A 23,948-nucleotide genomic window follows, 5' to 3' on the forward strand; every position below is an offset into this window, starting at 1 on the left:
GGTATACGGCGGAACAGGTCAGCGGAAATCCTCTTCCGCCGGGACTTCCCGGCTAAAGGAGGTGCGTCATGGTACGCAATGTGGTCCGCGGCTTCTCTCTTGCCGTCCTTCTGACGGCCGCAGTGACGGCCTACCCCAATTCGGCAGACTCACAGGCCGTTGTGAATTGCGCCGAGCGTTCGCAGGTTGTCGAGCTGCTTGCTCGACAATATCAAGAAAAGCAGGCCGCGTTCGGGCAGATCAATCCGCAAGCGGTCATGGAACTCTATGCGGCCGACGGCGGCAGTTGGACTTTGATCGTAACCGATGTTTCCGGCCGAAGCTGCGTCTTCCTTGCCGGAAAAAGCTGGGAACAGGTCATCCAGGTCGGCCCGAGGGCCTGACCTTCAGCCCTTCTGCGCGAGGCGCGCAGAGGGAAGCCCGTGCAGCTTCCCTCCGCTTACCATTGAATGCGACGGTGCGTTGCCGGTCAGTCCGGCCTGCCGATGCTCGCATAGCGGAAGCCGTGCCTTGCGACCTCGTCCTTGCGATAGATGTTGCGCAAGTCGACGAGCAGGGGCGTCTTCATGGCGGATTTCAAACGGTCGAAATCCAGCGCCCGGAATTCGTTCCATTCCGTTATGATCACCAGAGCATCCGCCTCGGCCGCCGCTTCATAGGGGTCGCTCGCGCAGTCCAGGCCCTCTATCAGCTTGCGCGCGTTTTCCATTCCTTCGGGGTCGTAACCGGTGACGCGGGCGCCTGCGTCCTGCAACGCCTGAACCACCGCGATTGCAGGGCTGTCGCGCATGTCGTCGGTGTTCGGCTTGAAGGTCAGGCCGAGGACTGCGATCTTGGAGCCGCGGATATCGCCGCCGGCCGCCGCAATCACCTTGCGTCCCATTGCCCGCTTGCGGTTGTCGTTGACGGCGACCGTGGTTTCGACGAGCCGCACGGGGGTGTCGTGGTCCTGGGCGGTTTTAACCAGCGCCAATGTGTCCTTGGGGAAGCAGGAGCCGCCATATCCCGGCCCGGCATGCAGGAACTTCGACCCGATGCGGCCGTCCAGCCCGATGCCGCGGGCGACGTCCTGCACATTGGCACCGACTTTCTCGCAGAGATCGGCAATCTCGTTGATGAAGGTAATCTTCATCGCCAGGAAGGCGTTGCCGGCATATTTGATCAGTTCCGACGTGCGGCGTGTCGTGAATACCAGCGGCGACTGGTTGAGATAGAGCGGCCGATAGACCTCCGTCATCACCTCTCGCGCGCGACCGTCACTGCCGTCGACCCCGATGACGATCCTGTCGGGCCGTTTGAAATCCTCGATCGCGGCGCCTTCCCGCAGGAATTCCGGGTTGGAGACGACGGTGACGTCAGCCGCAGGGTTGGTTTCGCGGATGATGCGCTCGACCTCGTCTCCGGTGCCGACCGGAACCGTGGACTTGGTCACCACGACGGTAAAGCCCTGAAGGTTGGCAGCGATTTCGCGTGCAGCTGCGTAAACATAGGAAAGATCCGCATGTCCGTCACCGCGCCGCGACGGCGTTCCGACGGCAATGAAAACGACGTCGCTGGCGGCCACGGCGGTCTTGAGATCATCGGTGAAATTCAGGCGCCCGGACGCGACGTTGCTGGCGACGAGATGGTCCAGCCCGGGTTCGAAGATGGGAATCTGCCCCTTCTTCAGCGCCGAGATCTTGCCTTCGTCCTTGTCGACGCAGACGACGTCATGGCCAAAATCCGCAAAGCAAACACCCGAAACAAGGCCGACATAGCCGGCACCGATCATCGTGATTTTCATCCGCTTTTCCTTTGATTGTTCTTGAGAACGCTGATCAATTAAGTTTTATCTAATAAAAGGATGTCATCGATAAAAAAGTAAAGAAAAACCAAATTGCAACTGCGTGCGGAAGCACGCGCTTCGCACAAATATCGCTTGTTTTACCATCAGACGGTCGTGGGTGCACGGCGATAATTCTGTTCATACCACTCGACGAAGCGCGCAACGCCTTCCTCGACCGAAACGGACGGCTTGAATCCGGTCAGGGCTTCGAGCAGGTCCGGCGAAGCGAAGGTGCGCGGTACGTCGCCCTGCTGCATCGGCAGCATGTTGCGGATCGCCGGACGCCCCATCGCCTTCTCGACCGTTTCGACGAAGGTCATCAATTCTACCGGCTGGCCACCGCCGGTATTGACGACGCGGAACGGCGCATGGCGCGAAAGCGTATCCGTGGCCTTTTCCGGTGCCACCCGGTTCTCCTCGGAGGGCGCAATATGCGACAGCCGCACGATGCTTTCGACGAGATCGTCGATATAGGTGAAGTCCCGGCTCATCCGGCCCTCGCCATAAATGTCGATCGGGCGGCCGTTGTCTATGGCGTCGACGAATTTGAAGAGCGCCATGTCCGGCCGCCCCCAGGGGCCGTAAACGGTGAAGAAGCGGAAGGCGGTGGTCGGCACCTTGTAGAGATGCGCATAGCTGTGCGCCATCAACTCCATCGACTTCTTCGTCGCGGCATAGAGCGTCATGGGTTCGTCGGCCCGGTCCGCTTCGGCGAACGGGATCTTCTCGTTGGCGCCGTAGATCGAGGAGGTGGAGGCGAGCATCAGGTGCTTCGGTGCGATCGCCTTGGCGAGCTCGAGCATGTTCCACGACCCGACGAGATTTGCGTCCACATAGGCTTTCGGGTTTTCGAGGCTGTAGCGGACGCCTGCCTGGGCGGCGAGGTGGATAATGACTTCCGGCTCGGCAAGCTCCGCCGCCCGGTCCAGCGCGGCCTTGTCCTCGAGCATGGCCGTCACCGCCTTGAAGCCGTTGGAGCGCTGAAGGATCGCGTGTCGGCGCTCTTTCAGCGTCACGTCGTAATAGGGCGTCATGCCGTCGAATCCGACGACGAAATGCCCCTCGTCGATCAGTCGTTTTGCAACATGAAAACCGATGAATCCTGCAGTGCCGGTGATGAGGTAACGCATGACGATTTCCCCCAGTTTGCCCCACTCCACAGTTCATACGCAGAAAGGCGGCCGATGAAAAGTCAATTCCGTCACTCGCGGGGCTCGTCGAGCTCACGTTGGAGGGCTGTCAGAACGGACATTGCGTGGCCGGCATACTGACTGATCCAACGATCGTGGATGGCACGGATGGGCAAGGCGTTCAGGTGGTTCCACCGCTCCCGGCCCTCGCGCCTGGCGAGAACGAGATCGGCCTCCTCAAGAACCTTCAGGTGCTGCATCACCGTGCAGCGATCCAGGTTCGGGAAGAGCTCGCAGAGCATGCCCGTCGTTTGCGGTTTCTCCTTCAGCGCGTCGAGCATCCGTCGCCGCAGGCCGTTCGCCAGCGCTTTGAAAACCGCATCGTCTTTCGAATCGTTTGACATGTTATGTTTTTATAACATATTATCCACCGATACAATCGTGAGGAGGACGTCATGGCATTCGAATTTCGTGTGAATGGACGTATTGCCCGTCCCGTCGAGCAGGTCTTCGACGCGGTGGTAAACCCGGATCAGCTCAGCCGCTATTTCGTAACGCTCGGCGGCATCAGCGGACCGCTGGTTGCCGGCACCACCGTGACGTGGTGGGGCGAAGTTCCCATCAAGGTCGAGGCCGTGGAGCCCAACGAGCGGATCGTCTTTTGCTGGGATGCCATGACCGGTGAGGGCGAGTCCCCCTACCAGACGCGGGTTGAGATGCGCTTTCAGTCGCTCGACGACGGCGCCACCATGGTGACGATCGCCGAGAGCGGCTGGCGGGAAAACGAACAGGGGCAGAAGAGCTCCTATCTCAATTGCGAGGGCTGGTCGCAGATGCTCGCCTGCATGAAGGCCTGGGTCGAATACGGCATCAATTTGCGGGAGGGCTATTATGTGAGCGAACTCTCCGGCAAGCCGGCGCTCGAACCGCAACTGTAGGAGGGGGCGATGTCCACCGAAATCAAGGGCGGTATCAACATCGCCATGAAAGTTCCGAGCCATCAATACGAAGCGGTGATCGCCTTCTACCGCGACGTCGTCGGTCTCGCGCCTTTCGACGAAAAGGCACCGGCGAAAGGCTTCATTCTCGGCCCCAATCGTTTGTGGATAGACGAAGCGCCGCATTACAGCCAGGCGGAAATATGGCTGGAACTCTTTACCGAAGATCACGAGGCAGCCCTCGATCGTCTCGCAGCGCACCAGGTCGTGCGCTGCGATCAGATCGAGAAACTGGGCGAGGGCTTCCGCGGCGGATGGATCATGAACCCCGCCAATATCGTGCACCTCGTGCGCGAGCCGGATGCCTGGTAAGGGAGCGAGAGCATTTCAAGGTTTCATAGAAACACTGAAATGCTCTAACCATTTAATCCAACGCAATTCCGGGCGGAAAACCGTTTACACACTTTCCCTGGATGTACTCTAGAACGAAAGCGTTCCGCTGCCATCGGCGGCGGTCGACATCGGTGCATCCATCGGCTGGCTCATCGGCGGTTCCGCCTGGAGCACGACAACGCGCGAGCCTTCCGGCACGCGGCTGTAAAGGTCGATGATATCCGGGTTGAACAGGCGGATGCAGCCGCTCGAGACCGCCTTGCCGATCGACCAGGCCTCCGTGGTGCCGTGGATGCGGAACAGCGTGTCGCGGTTTCCCTGGTAGAGATAGAGCGCGCGCGGTCCGAGTGGATTGCGCAGGCCGGGGTCCATGCCTCCCGCGAGCGGTCCGTAGCGCTCGGGTTCGCGCGCGACCATGTCGGATGTCGGCGTCCAGCGCGGCCATTCCGCCTTGCGGCCGACGCGCGCCTCGCCCTCGAATTCCAGCCCGGCCTTGCCGACGCCGATGCCGTAACGAAGCGCCATGCCTCCGCCCTGCACGAGATAGAGAAAGCGGTTTTCCGTGTCGATCACGACAGTACCCGGCGGCTCATGCGTGACGTAAGGCACCTGTTGCCGCAGAAAACGCGGTTCGACCTTGCTGATGTCGGTGGCCGGAAGCGGAAACTTCTCATCCGGCTTCGCCCCATACATTGCTACGAAATAGGGATCCGGCCCCTTCGGCCGGACCGGCTGGTTGCTGCTCACGCAACCCGCCAGCGCGGCGGAGAGGGCCAAAGCGGCGCAAAGCTGCATCAGACGGCTGGCGCGATTCCCGGACACACACATAGTCGAATTGTTCCTGCTGACTGTCATTCTTGAGGAGGCACGTCTAAGGCCTCGCAACCCGCATTGAAAGGCGTCGCAATGCGGCAAAAACGACAATAGATTTGCGGCGCACGGCAAGTGTAGCGGAAAGGCTACAGTTTGTTTCCGCCGCACCGGACAAGGCTCGAAACCGGGCGCGTTTCTTCGCTTGCTCCGGTTTCGGCGGCGGGTGTATGCCTTTTTCATGCAATGGAGCGATGAAGCCATAATTCTCGGCATCCGGCGGCATGGCGAGAGCTCTGTCATCGCGGAGGTGATGACGCCCGGGCACGGGCGGCATCTCGGGCTCGTGCGCTCGGGCCGCTCGCGTGCGATGCAGCCGGTGCTGCAGCCGGGCAATTCCGTGGAGGTGAACTGGCGGGCGAGGCTGGACGAGCATCTCGGCGAATTCCGCGTCGAGCCGCTGCAATTGCGCGCCGCGAGGCTGATCGAGACGGCGACTTCCGTCTACGGAATTCAGGCGATCGGCGCACTCTTGCGGCTCCTGCCGGAGCGCGACCCGCATCCCCATCTCTACGAGGCGCTCGCCGTCATAGTCGATCACCTCCAGGACCCGGCAGACGCCGGCGAATTGTTCGTGCGCTTCGAACTCGCGGTGCTGAACGATCTCGGCTTCGGTCTGGATCTTTCCCGATGTGGTGCGACGGGTGCGCGCAGCGACCTTGTCTTCGTATCGCCGAAATCGGGCCGCGCGATCTGCCGCGAAGCGGGTGCCCCTTACGCCGATCGCATGCTCGCCCTCCCGGACTTCCTATCGGGAGGAACCAGAGCTGCCGATCACGAAAGCCTTGCCGCCGCCTTCCGCCTTACCGCCTATTTCCTCAACCGCCATGTTTACGAGCCGCGGGGCGTCGACGCCGCGTCGGCGCGGGACGGGTTCGTCCATGCGACGCTGAAGGCGCTGAAGGCCGCATCGTCGGAGGCTTAAGCGTTTCTGAGAAGGCGACCGCGGTGGCGACGGGTGGCGGATGGCTTTTCTCCCACCCCTGTGACGGACACAGGGATGGGAGGTCGCAGAGGGTGTGGCGCTCCGAAACGCTTCAGCCGATCTTGCCGCCACCCTGCTTGGTGACGGCGACGACGGCCGGGCGCACCGGCATGTCGTCGCGGAAATCCGGCCAGCGCGTCGCCGGCTTCTCGTAGGTTGCGAGACCGGCATCGCCCGGGTGCTGAACCGCGAGGAAGAAGGTGTCGCTCGTCGGGTTGAAGCTCGGCCCGCACATTTCGGCACCGACCGGCACCCGGAAGAACAGCTTCGAGGTGCCGCGGCCTTCGCCTTCCGTCTCCACGGCCCAGACACCGTCCGTGCGCCCCGTGTCCTTTTCGTTGTTGCCATCGGTCGACACCCAAAGACGGCCATCGGCGTCGATGGCGCAATTGTCCGGCATGCCGAACCAGCCGTTCCTGGTCGTCGCGGTGGAGAAGGAGGCACCGACCTCGGCGACGCTCGGATCGCCGCACTTCAGGAGGACGTCCCAGCGGGATTTCGTCGAGGCGAAATCGCCGTCGGTTTCCGAAATTTCGACGATGTGGCCGAAGGCATTCTTGGCGCGCGGATTGGCGGCGTCGATCTCGTCCTCCTTGCGCTTCGTGTTGTTGGTCAGCATCACATAGACCTTGCCGGTCTTCGGATTGGGCTGAACGTCTTCCGGCCGGTCCATCTTGGTCGCGCCGAGCGCATCGGCGGCAAAACGGGTGTCGATCAGCACGTCGGCCTGGGAGGCGAAGCCGTTCTCGGCCGTCAGCGGCCCTTCGCCGTGGACGAGAGGCATCCAGGTGACCGTGCCGTCCTCGTCGAACTTCGCCACGTAGAGCGTGCCTTCGTCGAAGAGATCCATATTCGCCGCCCGGTCGTCCGGGTTGTAAGTGCCTTTCGTCACGAACTTGTAGACATAATCGTAGCGTTCGTCGTCGCCGCTATAGAGGACGACGCGGCCATCCCTGTTGACGATCGACTCGCAGCCCTCGTGCTTGAAGCGTCCGATCGCGGTGCGCTTCTTCGGGACGGAGGTGGGGTCCAGCGGGTCGACCTCGACCACCCAGCCGAAGCGGTTGGCTTCGTTCGGCTCCTTGGATACGTCGAAGCGGTCGTAGAATTTCGACCATTCATACTGCCCGCCCGGCGCGCCGACACGCTTCATCTGCTTGAATTCCGGATGATCCTCGGCGAGTTCGCCGCCGAAATAGCCGTTGAAGTTTTCTTCGGCCATCATGTAGGTGCCCCAGGCGGTGACGCCGCCGGCACAATTGTTGAGGGTACCGAAGACCTTCCTGCCGGTCGGATCCGACGGGGTCTTGACCCGCTCGTGGCCGGCAACAGGGCCGGAAAGCTGCATCTCGGTCGTGGCCGTGATGCGGCGGTTGTACTTGCCGTCGAGGACCGGCTGCCATTTCCCGTCGATCTTGCGGATTTCGATGACGGTGCCGCCATGGGCGGCCATTTCGATATCGACGAGGTCCTTGGTGTACTCGCCGAGCACGACCTTGTCCTCCTCCTTGCCGTCCTCCGTCACCTTTTCGACGCGGGCGAAGTTCGGGAACATGATCTCCGCATTGGTGTATTCGTGGTTGACGACCAGCAGGCCGTGGTCCGGATTGCCTTCGAGCGGAATGAAGCCGACATAGTCGTTGTTGTAGCCGAACTGCCGGCTCTGGGCCTCGGCTGTCTGGTTCAGCGGGCCGAATTCCGGGCTGTCGGCAAAGACCTTGTCGCCCCAGCGCAGCAGGATGTCGGCTTCGTAACCCTCGGCTACATGATGGGTCTCGTCGACACCGGCTTCGATCTCCTTGAAGGCGAATCGCGACGCTTCGCCGTTTGCCCGTGCTTCGTCAGCCGTCAGCAGGGCGAGGGGGCTAACCGTCGTGGATATGGCAGCCACGGCCAGAGAGCCGCCGATGAACGACCGGCGCGAGAAGCGGCGATTGATGATGTCGCCCATGGTCGGGTTGGTGGAACAGTTATGGCCGACGTCTTCCAGTTCTTCCCTGCGCTCCGTCAGCGTCTTGAATTCGGTTTCTTCGGTAAGGCCGAGATATTTGTCCATGGCAATTCTCCCCATTGAGACGGTAGACGCGCCCGATCCCCCGGGCGTCCCGGTCTCGCTTTACCAGCGAGTTCATGACAGCTCTGCGACAATTGGATGAAGAGATTGCTGCAGAGGGTCGCGATGCCGCGACGCCGGCTTCGGAAGAGCGTGCTGGCCGGTCGCTGGGAAAGTTGGAGATACCTGTCGGTGTCGGCGTTTCCGCGCCTAGGGCGCAACTTCTTGTGATGCGCCTCGCGTGAGGGGAGGCCATATCGGAGCCTTGATGCCGCAGCCGACATGGAGCACATGTCCGTTCGCCCTTCCAGGAGCAACGGTTGGGAAGCCGCGGCGAACGCGGCTCCCCGTCTGTCCGTGCCTTTCGTCTACCAGCGATACTTCAGAGAGGCCGTGATGTTGCGGCCCTGGCCGAGATAGCAATAGCCGCTGTTGCAAACCGTGTCGCGCCGGTCGGCGATGTTGCGGACGGCGACGTTGCCGGTCAGGCCGTCGAACTCTTTGTCGAGCGCCCCGAAATCGTAGGTAAGGGAGGCATCCACATAGACGTTCGCCTTGTTCTTGCTGGTGTTTTCGATTTCGGCATAGTTTTCGCCGGTGAAGCGAAGTCCGGCGCCGACCGTCAGGCCGCTGGCGAACGTATCCTCCTGGAAGGTGTAGTCCGCCCAGAGGCTGGCGGTATGCCGCGGCGTGACGGCAGGTGCATTGCCGACATTCTCGCCGGCGGTGACTTCGGAATTGTTATAGGTATAGGCTGCGATCAGATCGAGACCATCGGCGACATGCGCCCGCGCCTCCAGCTCGAGACCCTTGTTCGTGACCTCGCCAAGCGATTCATAGATGCCATTCACGGGATCGACGGCGATCGGCTTGTTTTTCTCGACGAGATGATAAAGCGCTGCGGAGAGAAGAATGTCCGTGCCCGGCGGCTGATATTTCACGCCAAGCTCGAACTGTTCGCCCTCGGTCGGCTGCAGGATGCTGCCGCTTCGCGATTTCTCGGTCACGGGATCGAAGGAGGTCGCGTAATTGGCGAAAGGCGCAAGACCATTGTCGAAGAGATAGACGGTGCCGAGCTGAACGGAGAAGCCGTGCTTGTCGAGGCTCTCGGATGCCGTCGTTGCCGAGGGAACGTCGGTCGAATCCCTGTCCTGCTGCACCCACGTCTGCCGCCCGCCCAGCGTGAAGCGCCATTTGTCCAGTTCGATCTGGTCGAGGACATAGACCCCCAATTGGCGCATCCGGCTGTCGCTGAGGCTGCTATAGGCAGGCGTCGGACCGGAAACACCCCAGGTCGGGTTTTCAATGTCGAAATCGTAGGCCGGATCGGAACTGCCCGCACCGAAGCCAAAGGCGGATTTTACATTGCTGTAGTCTAGGCCGAGCATCCCGGTATGCAAAGCCGGGCCCGTATCGAACTTGTATTCAAGTTGGTTGTCGACCTGGAAGACGTCGAGCTCGTCGCCGAGCGAGTAGGGCGTGCGATGGCCAACCGTGCCCGTCCAATCCGTGATGCCGAGATAGCGCCCCGACAATTTCAGGTGAGAATAGCGCAGCTTCTGGCGGAAGGTAAGACCATTGTCGAATTCGTGTTCGAACCGGTAGCCGATCTGCTGCTGGCGGACTTTCTGGAAGTCGTAATCGGGGTCGCTGCCGCGCAGGTCGTGAATCCTACCGTCGGGGCCGATGACCGCGCCGACATCGACATCGGTCTCATCGGCCTGCGCTAGGCCGTAGATCGTGAAGGAGGTTGCCTCATCCGGCTTCCAGGTAAGAGCCGGCTGGATGAGGTAGCGGTCGTCGGCAATGTCGAAATTGGTCTCGCCTCGGCGCGCCAGACCAACGACGCGGTAGAGCAGGCCATCGTCGTTCTCGCTCAGCGGTCCGCCGAAGTCAAACATGCCCTGGATGCGATTCTCGGTGCCGTAGAGGACGCCGACTTCCCGGATCGTCTCTTCCGTCGGCATTTTCGAGGTCTTGTTTACGATGCCGCCGGGCGAGCCCGCGCCGTAAAGCACGGAGATCGGGCCCTTGATGACCTCGACCTGCTCCAGTGAATAGGGCTCGTTACGAAGCATGGCATAGCTGAGATAGGGCTGGCGCAGTCCGTCGCGATAGTCACCCGTCGTGGTGATGTCGTTGCCGCGGATGGTGATCTGCTCGAAACGCGGATCGAAACCGTATGAGCCGGTCACGACGCCGGCGGAATAGCGCACCGCCTCGATGATATCCTGCACGGCGCGCTTGTCGAGTTCCTCGCGGCTGATGAGAGAGACGGAGCGCGGCGTCTCGACCAGGGTCGTCGGGATCTTGGTCGCGCCGTCGACGACGATCGCATCCAGCTGCGTCGCGCCGCTTTGGGTCGCGCCGGGGACGGCCTCCTGCGCCGCCGCATTTCCGTTCACGGCCAGCACTGCGGCCAATGCGGTGGCGGTGCGCCAGGCATGAGGCTTGTATCTTTTCAAGGTATTGAAGGCATTATCTGAGTTCGGCTTCATTCGGTGTTCCACCCCCGCAGCTTTCGACAGTGATGGCGTACCCTATACAGCAGGATTCGCCGGCGTCAAGAATACATGACGAATTTAGTCACCTTTTTAGATTCGCCTGAAGATTGTGCGTTCGGCCCGGGTTTTGGATGCAATGGCGGCAGAAATTTTGCGGCATCGGGGCGGGCAATCCGTCCGCGTCTCAGCGAGCTTCGCCGCTCTTGCCAGGCTTCGATTCACATAATATGCCAATTTCATTCAACTTTATCGGCATCCTGCCGTCGGCCGTCCGGAGAGATCATGCCCCATTCATCATCCGAACTTGCGGCATCGCCCGTGGCGATCGCCGGTGCCACATTCGCCGATCTGACCTTGGGCGATGTCGAGCAGCCATACCGGATTTTTCTCTATCGACCGGCGAGGCCGGCGCCGCCGGAGGGCTGGCCGGTTCTCTATCTCACGGACGGCAACGCCTGCTTCGCGACGGCCGTCGACGCTCAGAAGGTGCAGATGTCCTATCCGGGCGGGACGAACATCTGTGACGGCGTGATCGTTGCGATCGGCTACCCCTCCGATGAGGCGTACGATCCTGTGCGGCGTTCCTGGGACCTGAGCCCGCCGCCCGGTCGGACCTATCCGCCCTTCTTCCCGGATACGCCGGATGTCCGGACCGGGGGAGGGGCCGATTTTCTCTCGGCGATCGAAGACGAGTTGAAGCCCTGGGTCGAAAAGCAGGTACCAATCGACCGGTCTCGCCAGTCGCTTTTCGGCCATTCCTTCGGCGGTCTGTTCGTGCTCCACGCACTGTTTACCAGACCCCGGGCCTTCCGGCGCTGGATCGCGGCGAGCCCCGCGATCTTCTGGGAGGATGCGGCCATTCTCGTGACGGAACGGGCATTTCTGGAACGCGCAGACGTGCCGCCGGGCCTGGAGCTTCATCTTTCGGCCGGGCAATATGAGAGTGAGCGGTGCATCGCCCCCTTTCACAAGGGCAGGCCCGACGAGGGGCAGCGCCTCGCCCGAGCTCTGGAAACGCGAACCGTGGAATATGCTCGCGCCATGGCGGAACGTTGGGAAGCGTTGCCGGCACTCGCAGGCGTCGGCCGTTTCGAGGAATACGCCGGCGAAAACCACATGTCCGTTCTTCCCGTTGCGGTGAACCGGGCCGTGCAGATCGCCTTCCGCCAGGAAATGTAGCCGGTTCCGGCTTTCGGCGGGATCGGCCTTCATGATGTCTGCTTCGGCCGATAGCGACGGCTTTGGTTCGCTTCGACCGACAGCGCGGCAAGGCAGCGGGTATGCGCTTCGCGCAGCAGACCACAGACGAGCGCGCACGAAACGCCCGCCTCCCGGGCTATGGTCTTTTGCGGGACGTCCGCGAAATAATGGTCCTCGTAGAATTTTCGCGTGCGCGTCGGCATGGCCTCGACCACACAGCAGAATGCCCTGTAGGCTTCGGCTTCCCGCAGGCGTTCTTCCGGACTGCCGTAGGCGGTTGCGTTGCCGCCGACGTCCTCTTCCAGAAACAGGCCTCTCTCATAGCGCAGCCGCCGCATATGGTCAGTCGCCAGATTGCGTACCATCCGTATCACGTAAGAGATCGGCGCCGCTATGTCATGGTTGAGCGGCTTGGAGACGAGCTGCAGCAGGACGTCCTGGACGACGTCCTCAGCGATGACGGGGCAGCCGGTGATCCTGCGGGCGATGGAGAGGAGCTTGGGATAGGCCTCAAGAGCCGATTGGAGCTGTTCGTTGCACGTCGACTGCGGGTTGCTGTCGGCAATCATGTCGGGTCCCCGTTGAAATCATGGCTGTATTTCAATCTCCCCTTGTTTTTTCACGATGATTATAAAACATGATTCTTTCAGTCAAGATATTGATGAAGATGCAGAGCCTCACCGCTGTCGGTCAACATCTTTCGACCGGCCGCTTCATCGATGTTCTCTTCTGAGACGGTCGCCCGCGTGGTGATGGTGCCAGAGGGGCCTCTCGACCGGATTTTGGGTTGCGACGGCCCACAGGTGACCATAGTCCCGACCTGCATGGAATCGACATCCGCCGCCAGCCTCATTGGGACGGTTGCATGAATTCGAGATCGAACCTCCGGATTCGATCGTCACACGTCTGGGATCGTCGAGAAGACCACGACCGCGGCACTTCAAGACCGCCTCCTTGGCCACCCACCGGGCGAGACAGGCAGTCGGTTGCTCCCCCGGAGGCAGCTGCCGGAGATCTGCCTCTTCCTCCTCGGAAAGAATGAGGGGCATGAGATCCCGCATCGCCGCCTCGCCATGTCCTTCGGCGCGTTCGATATCGATACCCACGCGACCGTTGAGACACACCGCGAGTGCGACGGTCCCCGTCGTGTGGGAAAGATTGAAATCGATCCCGGGATGGCCGGGCAGATAGGGCCGGCCCTCGGGCGACAGCGCAATGGCGAGAGATTCTGGCGCGCAACCGATGACTTCGGCGAGGATATTTCGGCAAAGGACGCGACCTGCAACGAACAAGCGGGCCGCTTCGCTCGAGCGAAAAGCGGCCGCACGCTGCCTCTCTGCGAGGCTGAGTACGTTGTCGGGAGCGGGGCACCCGGTGCGCAAATGCAGGCAATGCAGTTCCACCCGCCCCTTCGCGCCTTCCAAGAGGGCCGCGGACACCTATTCGGCGGCCTGGCCCAGATGCGCCGGCAGCCTCGCCGGCCCGCCCTCGCTTTCCCACCGCACGACGGGGTCGATCTGCGTGAGATCGAAATGCTGCCGTCCGACCAGCGCATTGGCGATGACGGCGCTGCGCCAGGCGGCGAGGCTGAGCTGCGGTTCGGCGATCCCGTGGCTGTGGCGCCCGGCATTGAGCACGAAGATGCGGTTTTCCCGCGGACCGTCCCATGCGAGCGAGAAATCGCTCTCCAGCACCGGCTCGCCGAGCGAGTTGAACGCAATGCGATCTTCCAGCGAATGCAGGAATTCGGGAAGCACGAAGCGATAACCGGTGGCGAGCACCACCATGTCGACGGTCAGCGTCTCGATGTTCCCGTCGAAGCCGTTGCGCATGGTCAGGGAAATTCCGGAACCCTCCTGCTCGGCCGCGACGACGTCGCGGAAGGGGCGCAGTGAAATGCCGTGATCGACGCCCTGACCGGCCTCGAACTGCCGTTCATAGAGCCGGCGATAGAGCTTTTTCAGCGTCGAGGCGGAAACACCGTCGCTGGCGAGCACCTGCCGGCGCGTGTGGATGAGCCGCAACTCCTCCGGAAGGACATGGAAACGTTCCATGTAGCTCGGCGTGAAAAGCTCGTTGGTGAACGGTGTGGCATCGAGCGGCTCGAAGTTCGGGCGGCGGCTGATCCAGTGCACCGCCGAAACATCATTGCGCTCCATGAGTGCATCGACGATCTCCGCGCCGCTCTGACCTCCGCCGACGACGGCGATCCGCCCGGCCTTCACCTCGGTGAGCCGCGAGACGGCCTCGCTGCTGTGGAAGGTCATCGACTTCGGCAAAGCCTCGGCCCATGCCGGCCGGGACGGTACCTTGCCGACACCGACGGCAAGGTTTTTCGCATGCACGGTCTCGTTGTCGGTGGCGATGTCGAAGCGGTCGCCGTCGAGATGCACGTCGCGCAGACTGGTGCCGAAGCGGAGAGAAGAGAGGCCGCGCGCCACCCAGCCGAGATAGTCGGCGAATTCCTTGCGCGGCACCGCTTCATATTCCGCATTGATGAACTGATAGAAGCGCTTGTGCGCCACAAGATAGGCGAGGAAGCTCCAGGGGCTCGTCGGATTGGTGGCGGTCACCAGGTCCTTCAGGATGGAGGTCTGCATTTCCGCTCCCGGCAGCATCATGCCGGGATGCCAGGCGAAGGCGGCGCGCCGCTCGAAGAAGCGCACCGAAAGCTCGGGTATCGAATCGAGCTGAGCGGCAAGGCTGAGGTTGAACGGTCCGATACCGGCCCCGGCGAGGTCGAGCACATGGGAAGTCATGATGGAACTCCAGAATGAGGCATTAGAGGACGGAAGCCGAGAACGCCTGGTCCAGCCGACGGGCGAAACGCTGGTGGAACGGCGTCTTGCCGATGATCGTGAGATGGTTTGTGCCGGTGACGATCTCCGACGCGGTGGCGTTCGGCGAATAGCGGCGCCAGTCGATGACGTTGAGCGCGCGTGTGAGGGAGTCTTCCGCGGCAAAGGCATGAATGCGGAAATCGGACGGGGCGAGGCGGTAGTTGCGGAAGATCATCGCATTGTCGATGAGGATCCAGAACGTGTGCTCCTCCGAGCCGATATCCGGCCCATCTGTCGGCAGGGTGACGTTGTTCTTGACGATATGGGAGAGGAACTGTTCGTAGACCTCCGCATCCATGGCGGCAAAGAGGCGCTTCCAGTCCTCGCGCATCGGTGTTGTCATGAGCCATTGCTTCACGGCGGCATGGGTCCGCTCGCGAACATTCTCGGCGAAGCGCGGCATGACGCCGAGGGTGAACTCTTCGTCCATGTCGCACACGTCGACCATGCCGATCATGCGGAGATCGATGTCGGCGCCGAGCTGGCGCGCCGCCTCATAGGCCAGCAGGCCGCCCCAGGACCAGCCGAGAAAGGCGCAGGGCCGGCCCTGCGCCTGCCGGCGCACCGCCTCCGCATACCGCGCCGTGATGTCCTCGACACGGGTGCTCAGCGTTTTCGTCTCGGTTAGCGAGTAGCAGATGAAGCCGGTCGCCGGCTGGTCCGGGCCGAGATAGTCCACCAGCCGCATATATTCGCGGGTACTGACGAGAAGGCCGGGGAAGCAATAGAGCACCGGCTTTTCGCCGTTGCGGCGGAGATAGACGACATCGACACCCGCCTCATCGCGTCCGCCTTCGACGGCGAGTGCAAGGTCGCGGATGGTCGGGTGGTTGAACATGTCGGCAATCGACAGCGGCCATTCGGGATGGCGCATCTTCAAGCGCGAGACGATGCGCACCGCCGCCAGGGATTGCCCGCCGATGTCGAAGAAGTTCTCGGTCACGCCGATCTCGCCGATATCGAGAACGTCCTGCCAGACCTCGCGGATCGCCGTCTCCTTGTCGGTTGCCGGCGAAACAAGCGCCCGTTCGATGCGCGGAGCGGGGAGGGCGGCGCGGTCCAGCTTGCTGTTCGGGCCCATGGGAAGGGCGTCGATGAGCATAATGGTCTGCGGCACCATATAGTCGGGCAGGGCGGCGACGGCTACGCGTCGCAGGTCGGTGGCGCTGAGCGCCTCGCCCTCACACGGCACCACATAGGCCACGAGGAAGCTGCGCCCGCCTTCACTGTGCAGCAGCACCACGGCCTCGGCGACGCGCCGGTCGGAGCGCAGCACGGCTTCGATCTCGCCCGGCTCTATGCGGAAACCGCGCAGCTTGATCTGATGATCGACGCGGCCGGCGAATTCGACGATGCCGTCCTCCCGCCAGCGGCCGAGGTCGCCGGACTTGTAGAGCCGTCCCGTCCCGGAGAACGGATCGGGGATGAAGCGGTCCGCCGTAAGCTCCGGCTGGCCGAGATAGCCGCGCGCGATGCCGCTGCCGCCGATATAGATCTCGCCGATGACGCCGACCGGCACGGGCGCGAGATCGGCGTCGAGCACATAGATGCGTCGGTCGCCGACGCCGCGGCCGATCGGCGCAACGGCGCCCTCGAAGCGCGTGCCGGCCGGAATCTTCCAGATCATCGGCGTCATGATCGTCTCGGTCGGACCGTAGCCGTTGATCAGCAATTTTGCCTGGAGGTTTTCCGTGATCATGTCGAACACGGCCTGCGACAGCGCCTCGCCGCCGAAGGAATAGAGCCGCAGGCGGGGAATGTCTGCATTCTCCCCGGCATATTCGGCAAGGCCGCGCACATAGCTGGTCGGGAGGCTGGCATTATTGACGCCATGCCTGACCATCATGGCGAAGGCGTCTTCCGGCGTTGCCAGCCTGTCGGGGGCGAGCACCACGCCGCCCCCGGCCATCAGGGGGACAATCCAGCGTTCATGGCCGCCATCGGAGGTGAAGGGCAGCACGGGATACTCGCAAGACTCCTCGCTCATTTCGTATATACGGAGCGTGGCCTTGCAATGATGCGCCAGCGGCCCGTGTTCGACGGCAACGCCCTTCGGCACGCCGGTCGAGCCCGAGGTATAGATCACATAGGCAAGCTGGTCCGGCGCAATGACCGTGGCCGGCGCGGTCTCGGCCTCGCCGGAAAGGTCGGTCGCGTCGAGATTGAGCATCGGCGTGCCGATGTCGCCCGGCAGGTTGGCGATATGCCGCGTGCGGGAAATGACGAGCGACAGGCCGGGCGCGGTGAGGATATGCCGGTTGCGCGCTTCGGGATGATCCGGCTCGACCGGGGTGAAGGCGCCGCCCGATTTCAGCACGGCGAGAATGGCGACGATCGCATCGATCGACTTTTCGAGCGCCACGGCGACCCGCCTTTCCGGACCGATGCCTAGGGCGATCAGGCGATGGGCCAGCCGGTTGGCGGCGGCCTCGAGCTCGCCATGGGTGACCGAACGCTCGCCCTGAGCTACGGCGAAGGCATGCGGCCGGCGCCGGGCTTCGGCCGAAATGACCTCGTGGATGGGCGTGCCGTCATCGGGCGCGGGCGTATCCGGATAGGGTGCGGAAAGCCGGTCCAGCTCTTCGCGTGAAACGAAGGGGATGCATTTGATCGGCTCGTCCGGATGGCTGGCGAGCCGCGCCAGGGCAATCGCCAGATCATCGGCAAAACGGGCGACCTGCTTGCGATCGAGTTTCTGCGGATCGAAGCCGAAGCTGACGCCCAGCGTCTCGTCGGAAAGACGGCGGACGGTCACCACCAGCTCCGCATCCCGGCGGGCCGGCGGTTCGGCAATGGTGCGCACGCCGTCCATCCCGGCGAAGCGGAAGGGCGGGCGCACGTCGAGAAGCGTCCTGGCGAGGCTGGTCGTGTCGAAGGCTTCGTCACGGCGCAGTAGCGCGTCGGCCAGCGCTTCGAAGGGCACGGACCGTGCGGCGGCGGTCAAGATCTCCGTTTCGAAGGCGGCACGGGCATCCGCGAGCGTCATGTCGCCGCCGAGCGCGGCCGTCAGGATCAGCACATCCTCGCTGCGGGCGGCGACGGCGGGTGCGGAAGGCCGGGTGACGAGGCCGATGCGTTGCGCGCCGTGACCGGAATGCCGGCGGAGGGCGATCCCGAGGGCGCCGAGAACGCGGCGTGTCGTTTCGTCGATCGACTGTTCTCGGGAGACGGGCAATACCAGCAGGTGTTCCGCCCAGGTCTCCTCGAGGCGATCCTGCCCTGTCGCGGCCTGCGGAGCCAATACGGCAACGCTGTCCTGCGCCGTCAGCCGTTGGAACCAGAAATCGACCAGAGCCTGCGCCGGAACGCGCGACGCACCGTTTCTGGCCATCCAGCCCGCAACGGCTCCGCCGTCCGTAGCCGCGGGGGCCTCCCCACCGAGAAAGCGAAGGAAATCTGTCGCGAGAAGGTCGAGCGTCGCCGTATCGGCCAGCACGGCATGCAGCGAAAACACCGCGCCGACGGCCACACCGTTCTCCGTGGCAAGGATGAAGCGTGCCGGATTGCCGCCCGCAAGATCGACCGGGCGGTTCCTTTCCGTCGCGGCGGCCTCGGACAGCACTCTGTCGAGATCGCCTGCGCCAGCCACTTCCAGCACGGCGACAGCCTCGCCGCTCGTCCGCACCTGCTGCACCGCGCCGCCGGCGCGCGCTTCGAAACGCGTGGTGACCAGGGGGTGGCGTCGCGACAGGAGGGCCAGTGCCTCGCGCGCCGTCGCAAGGGCGACCGGCGGGAAGGTAACGCCGAGAATTTGCCGCCCGTAGACGGCTTCGTTGCCCGTCTCCGACAAGAACCAGATTCGCGATTGCGCTGGCGAAAGCGAACATTTCGCTACGGGAGCGAAGTCGTTTGCCGCCTTGGCGTTCCGATCATGAATTGTCATTTCTTCGCCGTTCTCTCGATGGAATCGAAATGTTTTATGTGGCGCGAATATAGGTATAGTATCGGCTTCGTGATTTTCGCGATCGTGAAGCTCTTTTGCCCTATATGCGCGGCTTTAGCGCGCCGATCGACTGTCGTCCGGCCAGCCGTTACATCGACGCCAACCAATGACGAATGAGCCGCGCGCGAATTTAGAAAAAAGCTGAAAATAATCTGAATTCGACGTGGCCTCATTCGTCATTGTCGAACCATCGGCCGCGCGTGGACCTCTGGCCGGCCCCGCGTTTCGAAAGTGGAGAAGACCATGAATGCCTATGTCGCCGTCAGCGAAACGATGGGGGAGAAGTCCGATGGCCTTGAGTTGCCGGCGACGGGAGCGCTCAGTCACACGCTTGCTTACGGACAGCCGCTTCGTGTCTTGCGGAGCAAGGCTCCTGGCGGCTTTCGCGTCGAGCACGAGGGAGAAGAGGTGGCGTCGGGCTCGCTCTCCAGCCCGTCCGCCCGCCTGCTGACCTTCCAGGCTTTGCCGGTCTCGCAGGTTGCTGCCGCCGATATCGTCGGCGCCGTTCTGGAATCGGTCCTCGCCTGCAATCCGGCGTTGAGCGCCGTTGAGGTGGAGTTTGCCGATGGCAGTTTCGTGCAGGACCTCCTTCGCACCGGCGCGCTCGAACGCCATGGCGAGCGGCTGCTCGCGCGGCCGGAAACCTTCTTCCAACTGGCAAGGCCGTGGCTCGGAGGCGTTCCCGCCGCCTATCCCGAAGCTGTGACGCTGACGAACGGCGCGCTTCATCCGCAGCGCCCGCCGAAACCCGCGGGCCGCGTCTATAGCCGCTTTATTCCCTGGTTGAACACTGACCTCGCCTTCCATGTCGCCGATGTCGAGGCGGATCTGCCGCATTTCCATCGCTGGATGAACGATTCCCGCGTGGCGGCGATTTGGGAGGACAATGGCGAACTCTCCTACCATCGAGATTTCATCGCCGGCCGCCTTGCCGATCCGCGCACGCTGCCCTTGATCGGAACCTTCGGCGGCGTGCCCTTCGGCTACTTCGAACTCTACTGGGCCAAGGAGGACCGGATTGGCCCGCATTACGAGGCCGATGGTTATGATCGCGGCTGGCATGTGGCGATCGGCGAGGACGATTTCCGTGGCAAGGCGTTCGTCAGCGCCTGGCTGCCCTCGCTGATGCATTACATGTTCCTCGCCGATGCGCGCACCCGCCGCATCGTCGGCGAGCCGATCCACCACCACCGCCAGCAGATCCGCAATCTGGACCGTTCCGGCTTCGCCAAGGTCAAGCACGTCCAGTTCCCTCATAAGAAGGCACTTCTCGTCATGCTGCTGCGCGAGCGCTTTTTCATGGATCGGCTGCTTTCTCCCGATCTCACTGGCCTCGGCGGGCCGGACGGCCTACCCGCCCTCGGATCGCTCGCCCGAGACGCCGCGTGATGAAAACCGCCGTGGACTTGAACGATCCGCGCCTCGTGCGGCTCGTTCTGGCGGTCGCGCTGCCGGCGGTGGCAGGCCTTGCCGCCAATGCCGGGCATCATGCGGTGAACGCGCTCTTCCTCGGCGCCCTCGGGCCGGAAGTGCTTGGAGGCGTCGGCCTCGTCATGCCGCTTTTTCTCCTGGTGGGCGCCGCCGGCCAAGGGCTCGGCATCGGCCTCGCGACGCTTTTGGCGCGCCGACTCGGCGCCGGCGACCGCACGGGGGCAGCGGCCGTCGCGGTGACGGCGCTTGCGGCGACGATGCCCCTCGGCATCACCCTCTCCGTACCGATTTATCTCGGCTTACCGGCGTTTGCCGGCGCGCTTGGGCCAAGCGAGGCTCTGCTCGCGCCAGCCCTCGCTTACGGCCGGATGCTCGCACTCGGCCTGACGCTCGGGCTGTTGCAGGTGGTCTGCGACTTCATCGCGATTGCCGAAGGCAATTCGCGCTTTTCCATGATCGTGCTGATCGCAAGCTTCGCACTTAACGTCGTGCTCGACCCGATCTTCATCTTCGCCTTCGATCTTGGCGCCGCCGGCGCGGCTTTCGCCACGCTGCTTTCCGCAACGGCGGCGCTGGCCTGCTATGCCGTCTATTTCCTGCGCAGATGGGGCAAAGTCGATCTTCTCGGCGGTAAAATCCGCTGGTCCTTGCTGAGGCCGATCGGGAAAATCGGCGTGCCCGCCGCCGCGACGACGCTCGCCACCGGCGTCGCCCTCCTCGTCCTGATGCGAAAGTCGGCGGTCCATGGCGGCGATACCGGCGTTGCGGCGACCGCCATCGCCGTGCGGATGATGACGCTCGGGCAGCTTCCCGTGCTCGGCTTCTGCCTTGGCGCGCAGAGCGTCGTGAGCCATGCCTTCGGCGCGGGCGATGCCGCGCGGCTGAAGAGCGTCATACGCTTCATGCTGGCCCTGACGATCCCGGCGACATTCCTCTATGCGGCGCTGCTGTTCTTTGCGGCTGAACCGGTCGCGCGGCTCTTTACCGGCGACCCCGCGGTTGTCGCCGAGGCCGCAACCTGGTTGCGCGCGCTCTTCCCGGTCTTTCCGCTGGCCGCGTTCCAGTCCGTGCTGCTCGTGCTGCTGCAATCGCGGGGGAGAGCCGGGCTTTCGGCCCTCGTCGGGCTCGCGCCGCAAGGCTACCTGCTCATTCCGCTCCTTATTCTCCTGCCGCTATGGGCCGGCTTCGCCGGCGTTGCTGCCGCGCCTGCGGCGGCAGCCGTCCTGGCCGCCGTGCTCGGCCTTTTTGTCGCCCGGCACGAATGGTCCGCCATACCCCGAGCGATGGCCCCGCGTCTCGCCGATCCATCTGTCGGCCCTTCCTGACATAAGAGGAAACACCATGAACGAGCCCCTGAAAGTCGACGCCTATCGCAATGCTGAGGCGCTGCTGCTGCAACGCGACGATCCGTTCGATGCCGCCGTGCCGCCGATCTACCAGACGTCGCTCTTCCTCTTCGACAGCTACGAGGAACTGGAGGACGTCTTTGCCGGCCGCTCGAAGAAGCCGATCTATTCGCGAGGCGACAATCCGACCGTGCGCCTGCTGGAGCGCCGCATCGCGGATATGGAGGGCGCGGAGGATGCCCGCGCCTTTTCCAGCGGCATGGCGGCGATCGCCGCCGCGGTGCTCGCCTTCGTCGGCCCGGGCGACCGCATTGTTACCGTGCGGCACGTCTATAGCGATGCCTTCCGCTTCTTCGAGAAGGTGCTGAAACGCTTCGGGATCCTCGTCGATTATGTCGACGGCACCGATACGGAGGCGATGGTCGCCGCGCTGCCCGGCGCCCGCCTCGCATATCTGGAAAACCCGACCTCCATGGTCTTCGAACTGCAGGATCTGAAGGCGATCGGCGAGGCCGCCCGCCGCCACGGCGTCGTGACCATCGTCGACAATTCCTGGGCGACGCCGCTCTACCAGAACCCGCTCGATTTCGGCATTGATCTCGTCATTCACGCGGCGTCAAAGTATCTCGGCGGGCAAAGCGATACGGTTGCCGGCCTCGTCGCTGGCTCGAAGGCGCATATCGACCGGATCAATGGCGAGATCTATCCCTATACCGGCGCGAAACTCGCACCCTTCGAAGCCTGGCTGGTACTGCGCAACCTCGAAACCCTGCCGTTCCGCATGCGCCATCACCACGAGGCTGGCCTTGCCGTGGCTTCCTGGCTCCAGGCGCATGAGGATCTGACCGGCGTCTTGCATCCGGCTTTCTACGACCATCCCGGAAAGGCCGCCTTCCGCGGCTTCGGCGGCCTGTTCTCCTTCACGGTCTCGGACGGCATAGACGTGGCGTCCTTCGTCAATGCGCTGCGCCTGGTGCGCATCGGGGTGAGCTGGGGCGGGCCGGAAAGCCTCGTCGTGCCGGCCAAGGCTGCGCTCAGCATCTCGCCGGAAACCAACGTGTTCGCCCGCTTCGGCGTCAGCGATCGCACGATCCGCCTGAATGTCGGGTTGCATTCTGCGGAAAGAGTCATCGCCGATCTGGATCAAGCCTTGCGGGCGGCGAAACGCTAGACCGGGCGATATGCTTCCGCACCATGCCCGGAGCGGTGCAGCCCCGCCGCTCCGCTCCCCGACATTACTCCAATTTCCAGAGACACCATGCCCCTCTCGAACGAAACGCTGATCTCGCTTGCCGGCGAATACGGTACGCCGCTCTGGGTCTACGACGCCTCGTCCATCCGCCGCCGCATCGCGCAGCTCTCCGCCTTCGATGTCGTGCGCTATGCGCAAAAAGCCTGTTCGAACATTCATGTCCTTGACGAGATGCGCAAGGCCGGTGTGCGGGTCGACGCCGTCTCGCTCGGGGAAATCGAGCGGGCGAAGCGGGCCGGCTTTGCCGTCGGCAATATCTCGGGCACGGCGGACGTCGTTTTCACTGCCGATCTCCTCGACCGCGCTACCCTCGAGCGCGTCGTCGCCGACGGGATAGAGGTCAATGCCGGCTCCATCGACATGCTGCGGCAACTTGGTGAACGCTCGCCGGGCCATCGCGTCTGGCTGCGCCTCAATCCGGGTTTCGGGCACGGCCACAGCAACAAGACCAATACCGGTGGAGAAAGCAGCAAGCACGGCATCTGGTTCGAGCAGTTGCAGGATGCCATGGCGCTCGTGCGCCGCCATGCGCTGACGCTCGTCGGCCTTCACATGCACATCGGCTCGGGTGTCGATTACGGTCACCTGCAACGGGTTTGCGGGGCAATGGTGGACCTCTGCCGCAAGCTGGGCGCCGATATCGAAGCCGTCTCCGCCGGCGGCGGCCTCTCCGTACCTTACCGGGAGGAGGAAGAGGAGATCGAGCCCGCCCACTATTTTTCGCTCTGGAATGCGGCGCGGCTGGAGATCGAGGCGCAAGTCGGACACGCCGTCAGGCTCGAAATCGAGCCCGGCCGCTACCTTGTTGCCGATTCCGGCGTGCTCGTCTCGGAGGTCCGCGCCGTCAAGACCATGGGGCGGAACCGCTTCGTGCTCGTCGATGCCGGTTTCAGCGAACTAGCCCGGCCCGCCATGTATGGCAGCTACCACCGCATTTCCGCCATTCCGGAGCGGGCTCAAATGCTGCCGTCGATCATCGCCGGCCCCCTTTGCGAATCCGGCGACGTCTTCACCCAGACCGAAACCGGGACGGTGCTGCCCCGCGACCTCCCCGAAGTCGAGGTCGGCGATCATCTGGTTTTCCATGGCGCCGGCGCCTATGGCGCGACGATGTCGTCGAACTACAACAGCCGGCTTTATGTACCGGAGGTGCTCGTCGACGAGTCCAGGCACACCTTGATCCGCCGCCGCCAGACGTTGGACGAACTGCTGACGCTCGAAACCGGTTTGCCGTGACG

19 protein-coding genes are annotated in these 23,948 nt (G+C 63.2%); 9 read left to right on the top strand and 10 right to left on the bottom strand.

Annotated elements, in window-relative coordinates; translation table 11 throughout:
- The first annotated feature begins 68 nt into the window (after nucleotides 1–68).
- Nucleotides 69–383: a hypothetical protein gene (locus tag AC6CIG_RS10395; protein ID WP_018094606.1), complete on the top strand. Its 315-nt coding sequence runs from the start codon at nucleotides 69–71 to the stop codon at nucleotides 381–383.
- 86 nt (nucleotides 384–469) lie between these two features.
- Here AC6CIG_RS10395 and rkpK read toward each other — a convergent pair whose 3' ends face one another.
- The 3 genes from rkpK to AC6CIG_RS10410 all read right to left on the bottom strand — a co-directional run bounded on the left by rkpK (nucleotide 470) and on the right by AC6CIG_RS10410 (nucleotide 3,359).
- Nucleotides 470–1,783 (bottom strand): UDP-glucose 6-dehydrogenase, encoded by a 1,314-nt coding sequence (rkpK, locus tag AC6CIG_RS10400; protein WP_018094607.1) that lies wholly within the window; start codon nucleotides 1,781–1,783, stop codon nucleotides 470–472.
- 146 nt (nucleotides 1,784–1,929) lie between these two features.
- Nucleotides 1,930–2,955, bottom strand: coding sequence for an NAD-dependent epimerase (locus tag AC6CIG_RS10405; protein WP_018094608.1), 1,026 nt, complete (start codon nucleotides 2,953–2,955; stop codon nucleotides 1,930–1,932).
- A gap of 71 nt (nucleotides 2,956–3,026) precedes the next feature.
- On the bottom strand, nucleotides 3,027–3,359 hold the full coding sequence (locus AC6CIG_RS10410; protein WP_018094609.1) for an ArsR/SmtB family transcription factor: 333 nt from the start codon (nucleotides 3,357–3,359) through the stop codon (nucleotides 3,027–3,029).
- A gap of 51 nt (nucleotides 3,360–3,410) precedes the next feature.
- On the opposite strand from AC6CIG_RS10410, the gene AC6CIG_RS10415 reads away from it, so the two are divergent.
- Both AC6CIG_RS10415 and AC6CIG_RS10420 read left to right on the top strand, forming a co-directional pair.
- Entirely contained in the window at nucleotides 3,411–3,893 is a 483-nt protein-coding gene (locus AC6CIG_RS10415; protein WP_018094610.1) for an SRPBCC domain-containing protein, read from the top strand.
- A 9-nt stretch (nucleotides 3,894–3,902) separates the two neighbouring features.
- Nucleotides 3,903–4,265 (top strand): glyoxalase/bleomycin resistance/dioxygenase family protein, encoded by a 363-nt coding sequence (locus AC6CIG_RS10420; RefSeq protein WP_018094611.1) that lies wholly within the window; start codon nucleotides 3,903–3,905, stop codon nucleotides 4,263–4,265.
- 108 nt (nucleotides 4,266–4,373) lie between these two features.
- On the opposite strand, the gene AC6CIG_RS10425 is transcribed toward AC6CIG_RS10420, so the two are convergent.
- The gene (locus tag AC6CIG_RS10425) at nucleotides 4,374–5,114 is read right to left on the bottom strand and encodes a L,D-transpeptidase (protein WP_018094612.1); all 741 of its coding nucleotides are present in this window, start codon (nucleotides 5,112–5,114) and stop codon (nucleotides 4,374–4,376) included.
- 223 nt (nucleotides 5,115–5,337) lie between these two features.
- Here AC6CIG_RS10425 and recO point away from each other — a divergent pair, with 223 nt between their 5' ends.
- Complete coding sequence (recO, locus tag AC6CIG_RS10430; protein ID WP_086017456.1) at nucleotides 5,338–6,081, top strand: DNA repair protein RecO; 744 nt, start codon at nucleotides 5,338–5,340, stop codon at nucleotides 6,079–6,081.
- Between the two features lie 112 nt (nucleotides 6,082–6,193).
- Here the strand turns inward: recO and AC6CIG_RS10435 are convergent, their stop codons facing one another.
- Complete coding sequence (locus AC6CIG_RS10435; protein WP_437408822.1) at nucleotides 6,194–8,197, bottom strand: PhoX family protein; 2,004 nt, start codon at nucleotides 8,195–8,197, stop codon at nucleotides 6,194–6,196.
- A 365-nt stretch (nucleotides 8,198–8,562) separates the two neighbouring features.
- Nucleotides 8,563–10,692 carry a TonB-dependent siderophore receptor gene (locus AC6CIG_RS10440; RefSeq protein WP_437408823.1) on the bottom strand — a complete coding sequence of 710 codons (2,130 nt, stop codon included), beginning with the start codon at nucleotides 10,690–10,692 and terminating at the stop codon, nucleotides 8,563–8,565.
- 288 nt (nucleotides 10,693–10,980) lie between these two features.
- Between AC6CIG_RS10440 and AC6CIG_RS10445 the strand changes: the two genes are divergently transcribed.
- Nucleotides 10,981–11,877 carry an alpha/beta hydrolase gene (locus AC6CIG_RS10445; protein ID WP_437408824.1) on the top strand — a complete coding sequence of 299 codons (897 nt, stop codon included), beginning with the start codon at nucleotides 10,981–10,983 and terminating at the stop codon, nucleotides 11,875–11,877.
- Between the two features lie 29 nt (nucleotides 11,878–11,906).
- Here AC6CIG_RS10445 and AC6CIG_RS10450 read toward each other — a convergent pair whose 3' ends face one another.
- From AC6CIG_RS10450 to AC6CIG_RS10465, 4 genes are all read right to left on the bottom strand, one after another.
- Nucleotides 11,907–12,467, bottom strand: a complete 561-nt coding sequence (locus AC6CIG_RS10450; RefSeq protein ID WP_437408825.1) for a sigma-70 family RNA polymerase sigma factor — start codon at nucleotides 12,465–12,467, stop codon at nucleotides 11,907–11,909.
- A 144-nt stretch (nucleotides 12,468–12,611) separates the two neighbouring features.
- Nucleotides 12,612–13,337: a 4'-phosphopantetheinyl transferase family protein gene (locus AC6CIG_RS10455; protein ID WP_437411646.1), complete on the bottom strand. Its 726-nt coding sequence runs from the start codon at nucleotides 13,335–13,337 to the stop codon at nucleotides 12,612–12,614.
- Complete coding sequence (locus tag AC6CIG_RS10460; protein ID WP_437411647.1) at nucleotides 13,338–14,657, bottom strand: lysine N(6)-hydroxylase/L-ornithine N(5)-oxygenase family protein; 1,320 nt, start codon at nucleotides 14,655–14,657, stop codon at nucleotides 13,338–13,340.
- A 22-nt stretch (nucleotides 14,658–14,679) separates the two neighbouring features.
- Nucleotides 14,680–18,621, bottom strand: coding sequence for a non-ribosomal peptide synthetase (locus AC6CIG_RS10465; RefSeq protein WP_437411648.1), 3,942 nt, complete (start codon nucleotides 18,619–18,621; stop codon nucleotides 14,680–14,682).
- Between the two features lie 303 nt (nucleotides 18,622–18,924).
- Here AC6CIG_RS10465 and AC6CIG_RS10470 point away from each other — a divergent pair, with 303 nt between their 5' ends.
- The 4 genes from AC6CIG_RS10470 (at nucleotide 18,925) to lysA (ending at nucleotide 23,946) form a co-directional block, all read left to right on the top strand.
- Nucleotides 18,925–20,070 carry a GNAT family N-acetyltransferase gene (locus AC6CIG_RS10470; protein ID WP_437408829.1) on the top strand — a complete coding sequence of 382 codons (1,146 nt, stop codon included), beginning with the start codon at nucleotides 18,925–18,927 and terminating at the stop codon, nucleotides 20,068–20,070.
- Nucleotides 20,070–21,437, top strand: a complete 1,368-nt coding sequence (locus AC6CIG_RS10475; RefSeq protein WP_437408830.1) for an MATE family efflux transporter — start codon at nucleotides 20,070–20,072, stop codon at nucleotides 21,435–21,437. The genes AC6CIG_RS10470 and AC6CIG_RS10475 overlap by 1 nt, the downstream gene beginning before the upstream one ends.
- Before the next feature lie 16 nt (nucleotides 21,438–21,453).
- Nucleotides 21,454–22,629, top strand: a complete 1,176-nt coding sequence (locus tag AC6CIG_RS10480; RefSeq protein ID WP_437408831.1) for a PLP-dependent transferase — start codon at nucleotides 21,454–21,456, stop codon at nucleotides 22,627–22,629.
- 87 nt (nucleotides 22,630–22,716) lie between these two features.
- Nucleotides 22,717–23,946, top strand: a complete 1,230-nt coding sequence (gene lysA, locus AC6CIG_RS10485; RefSeq protein ID WP_437408832.1) for a diaminopimelate decarboxylase — start codon at nucleotides 22,717–22,719, stop codon at nucleotides 23,944–23,946.
- The last annotated feature ends 2 nt before the right edge of the window (nucleotides 23,947–23,948 follow it).

Source organism: Sinorhizobium sp. GQ132, assembly GCF_059758575.1.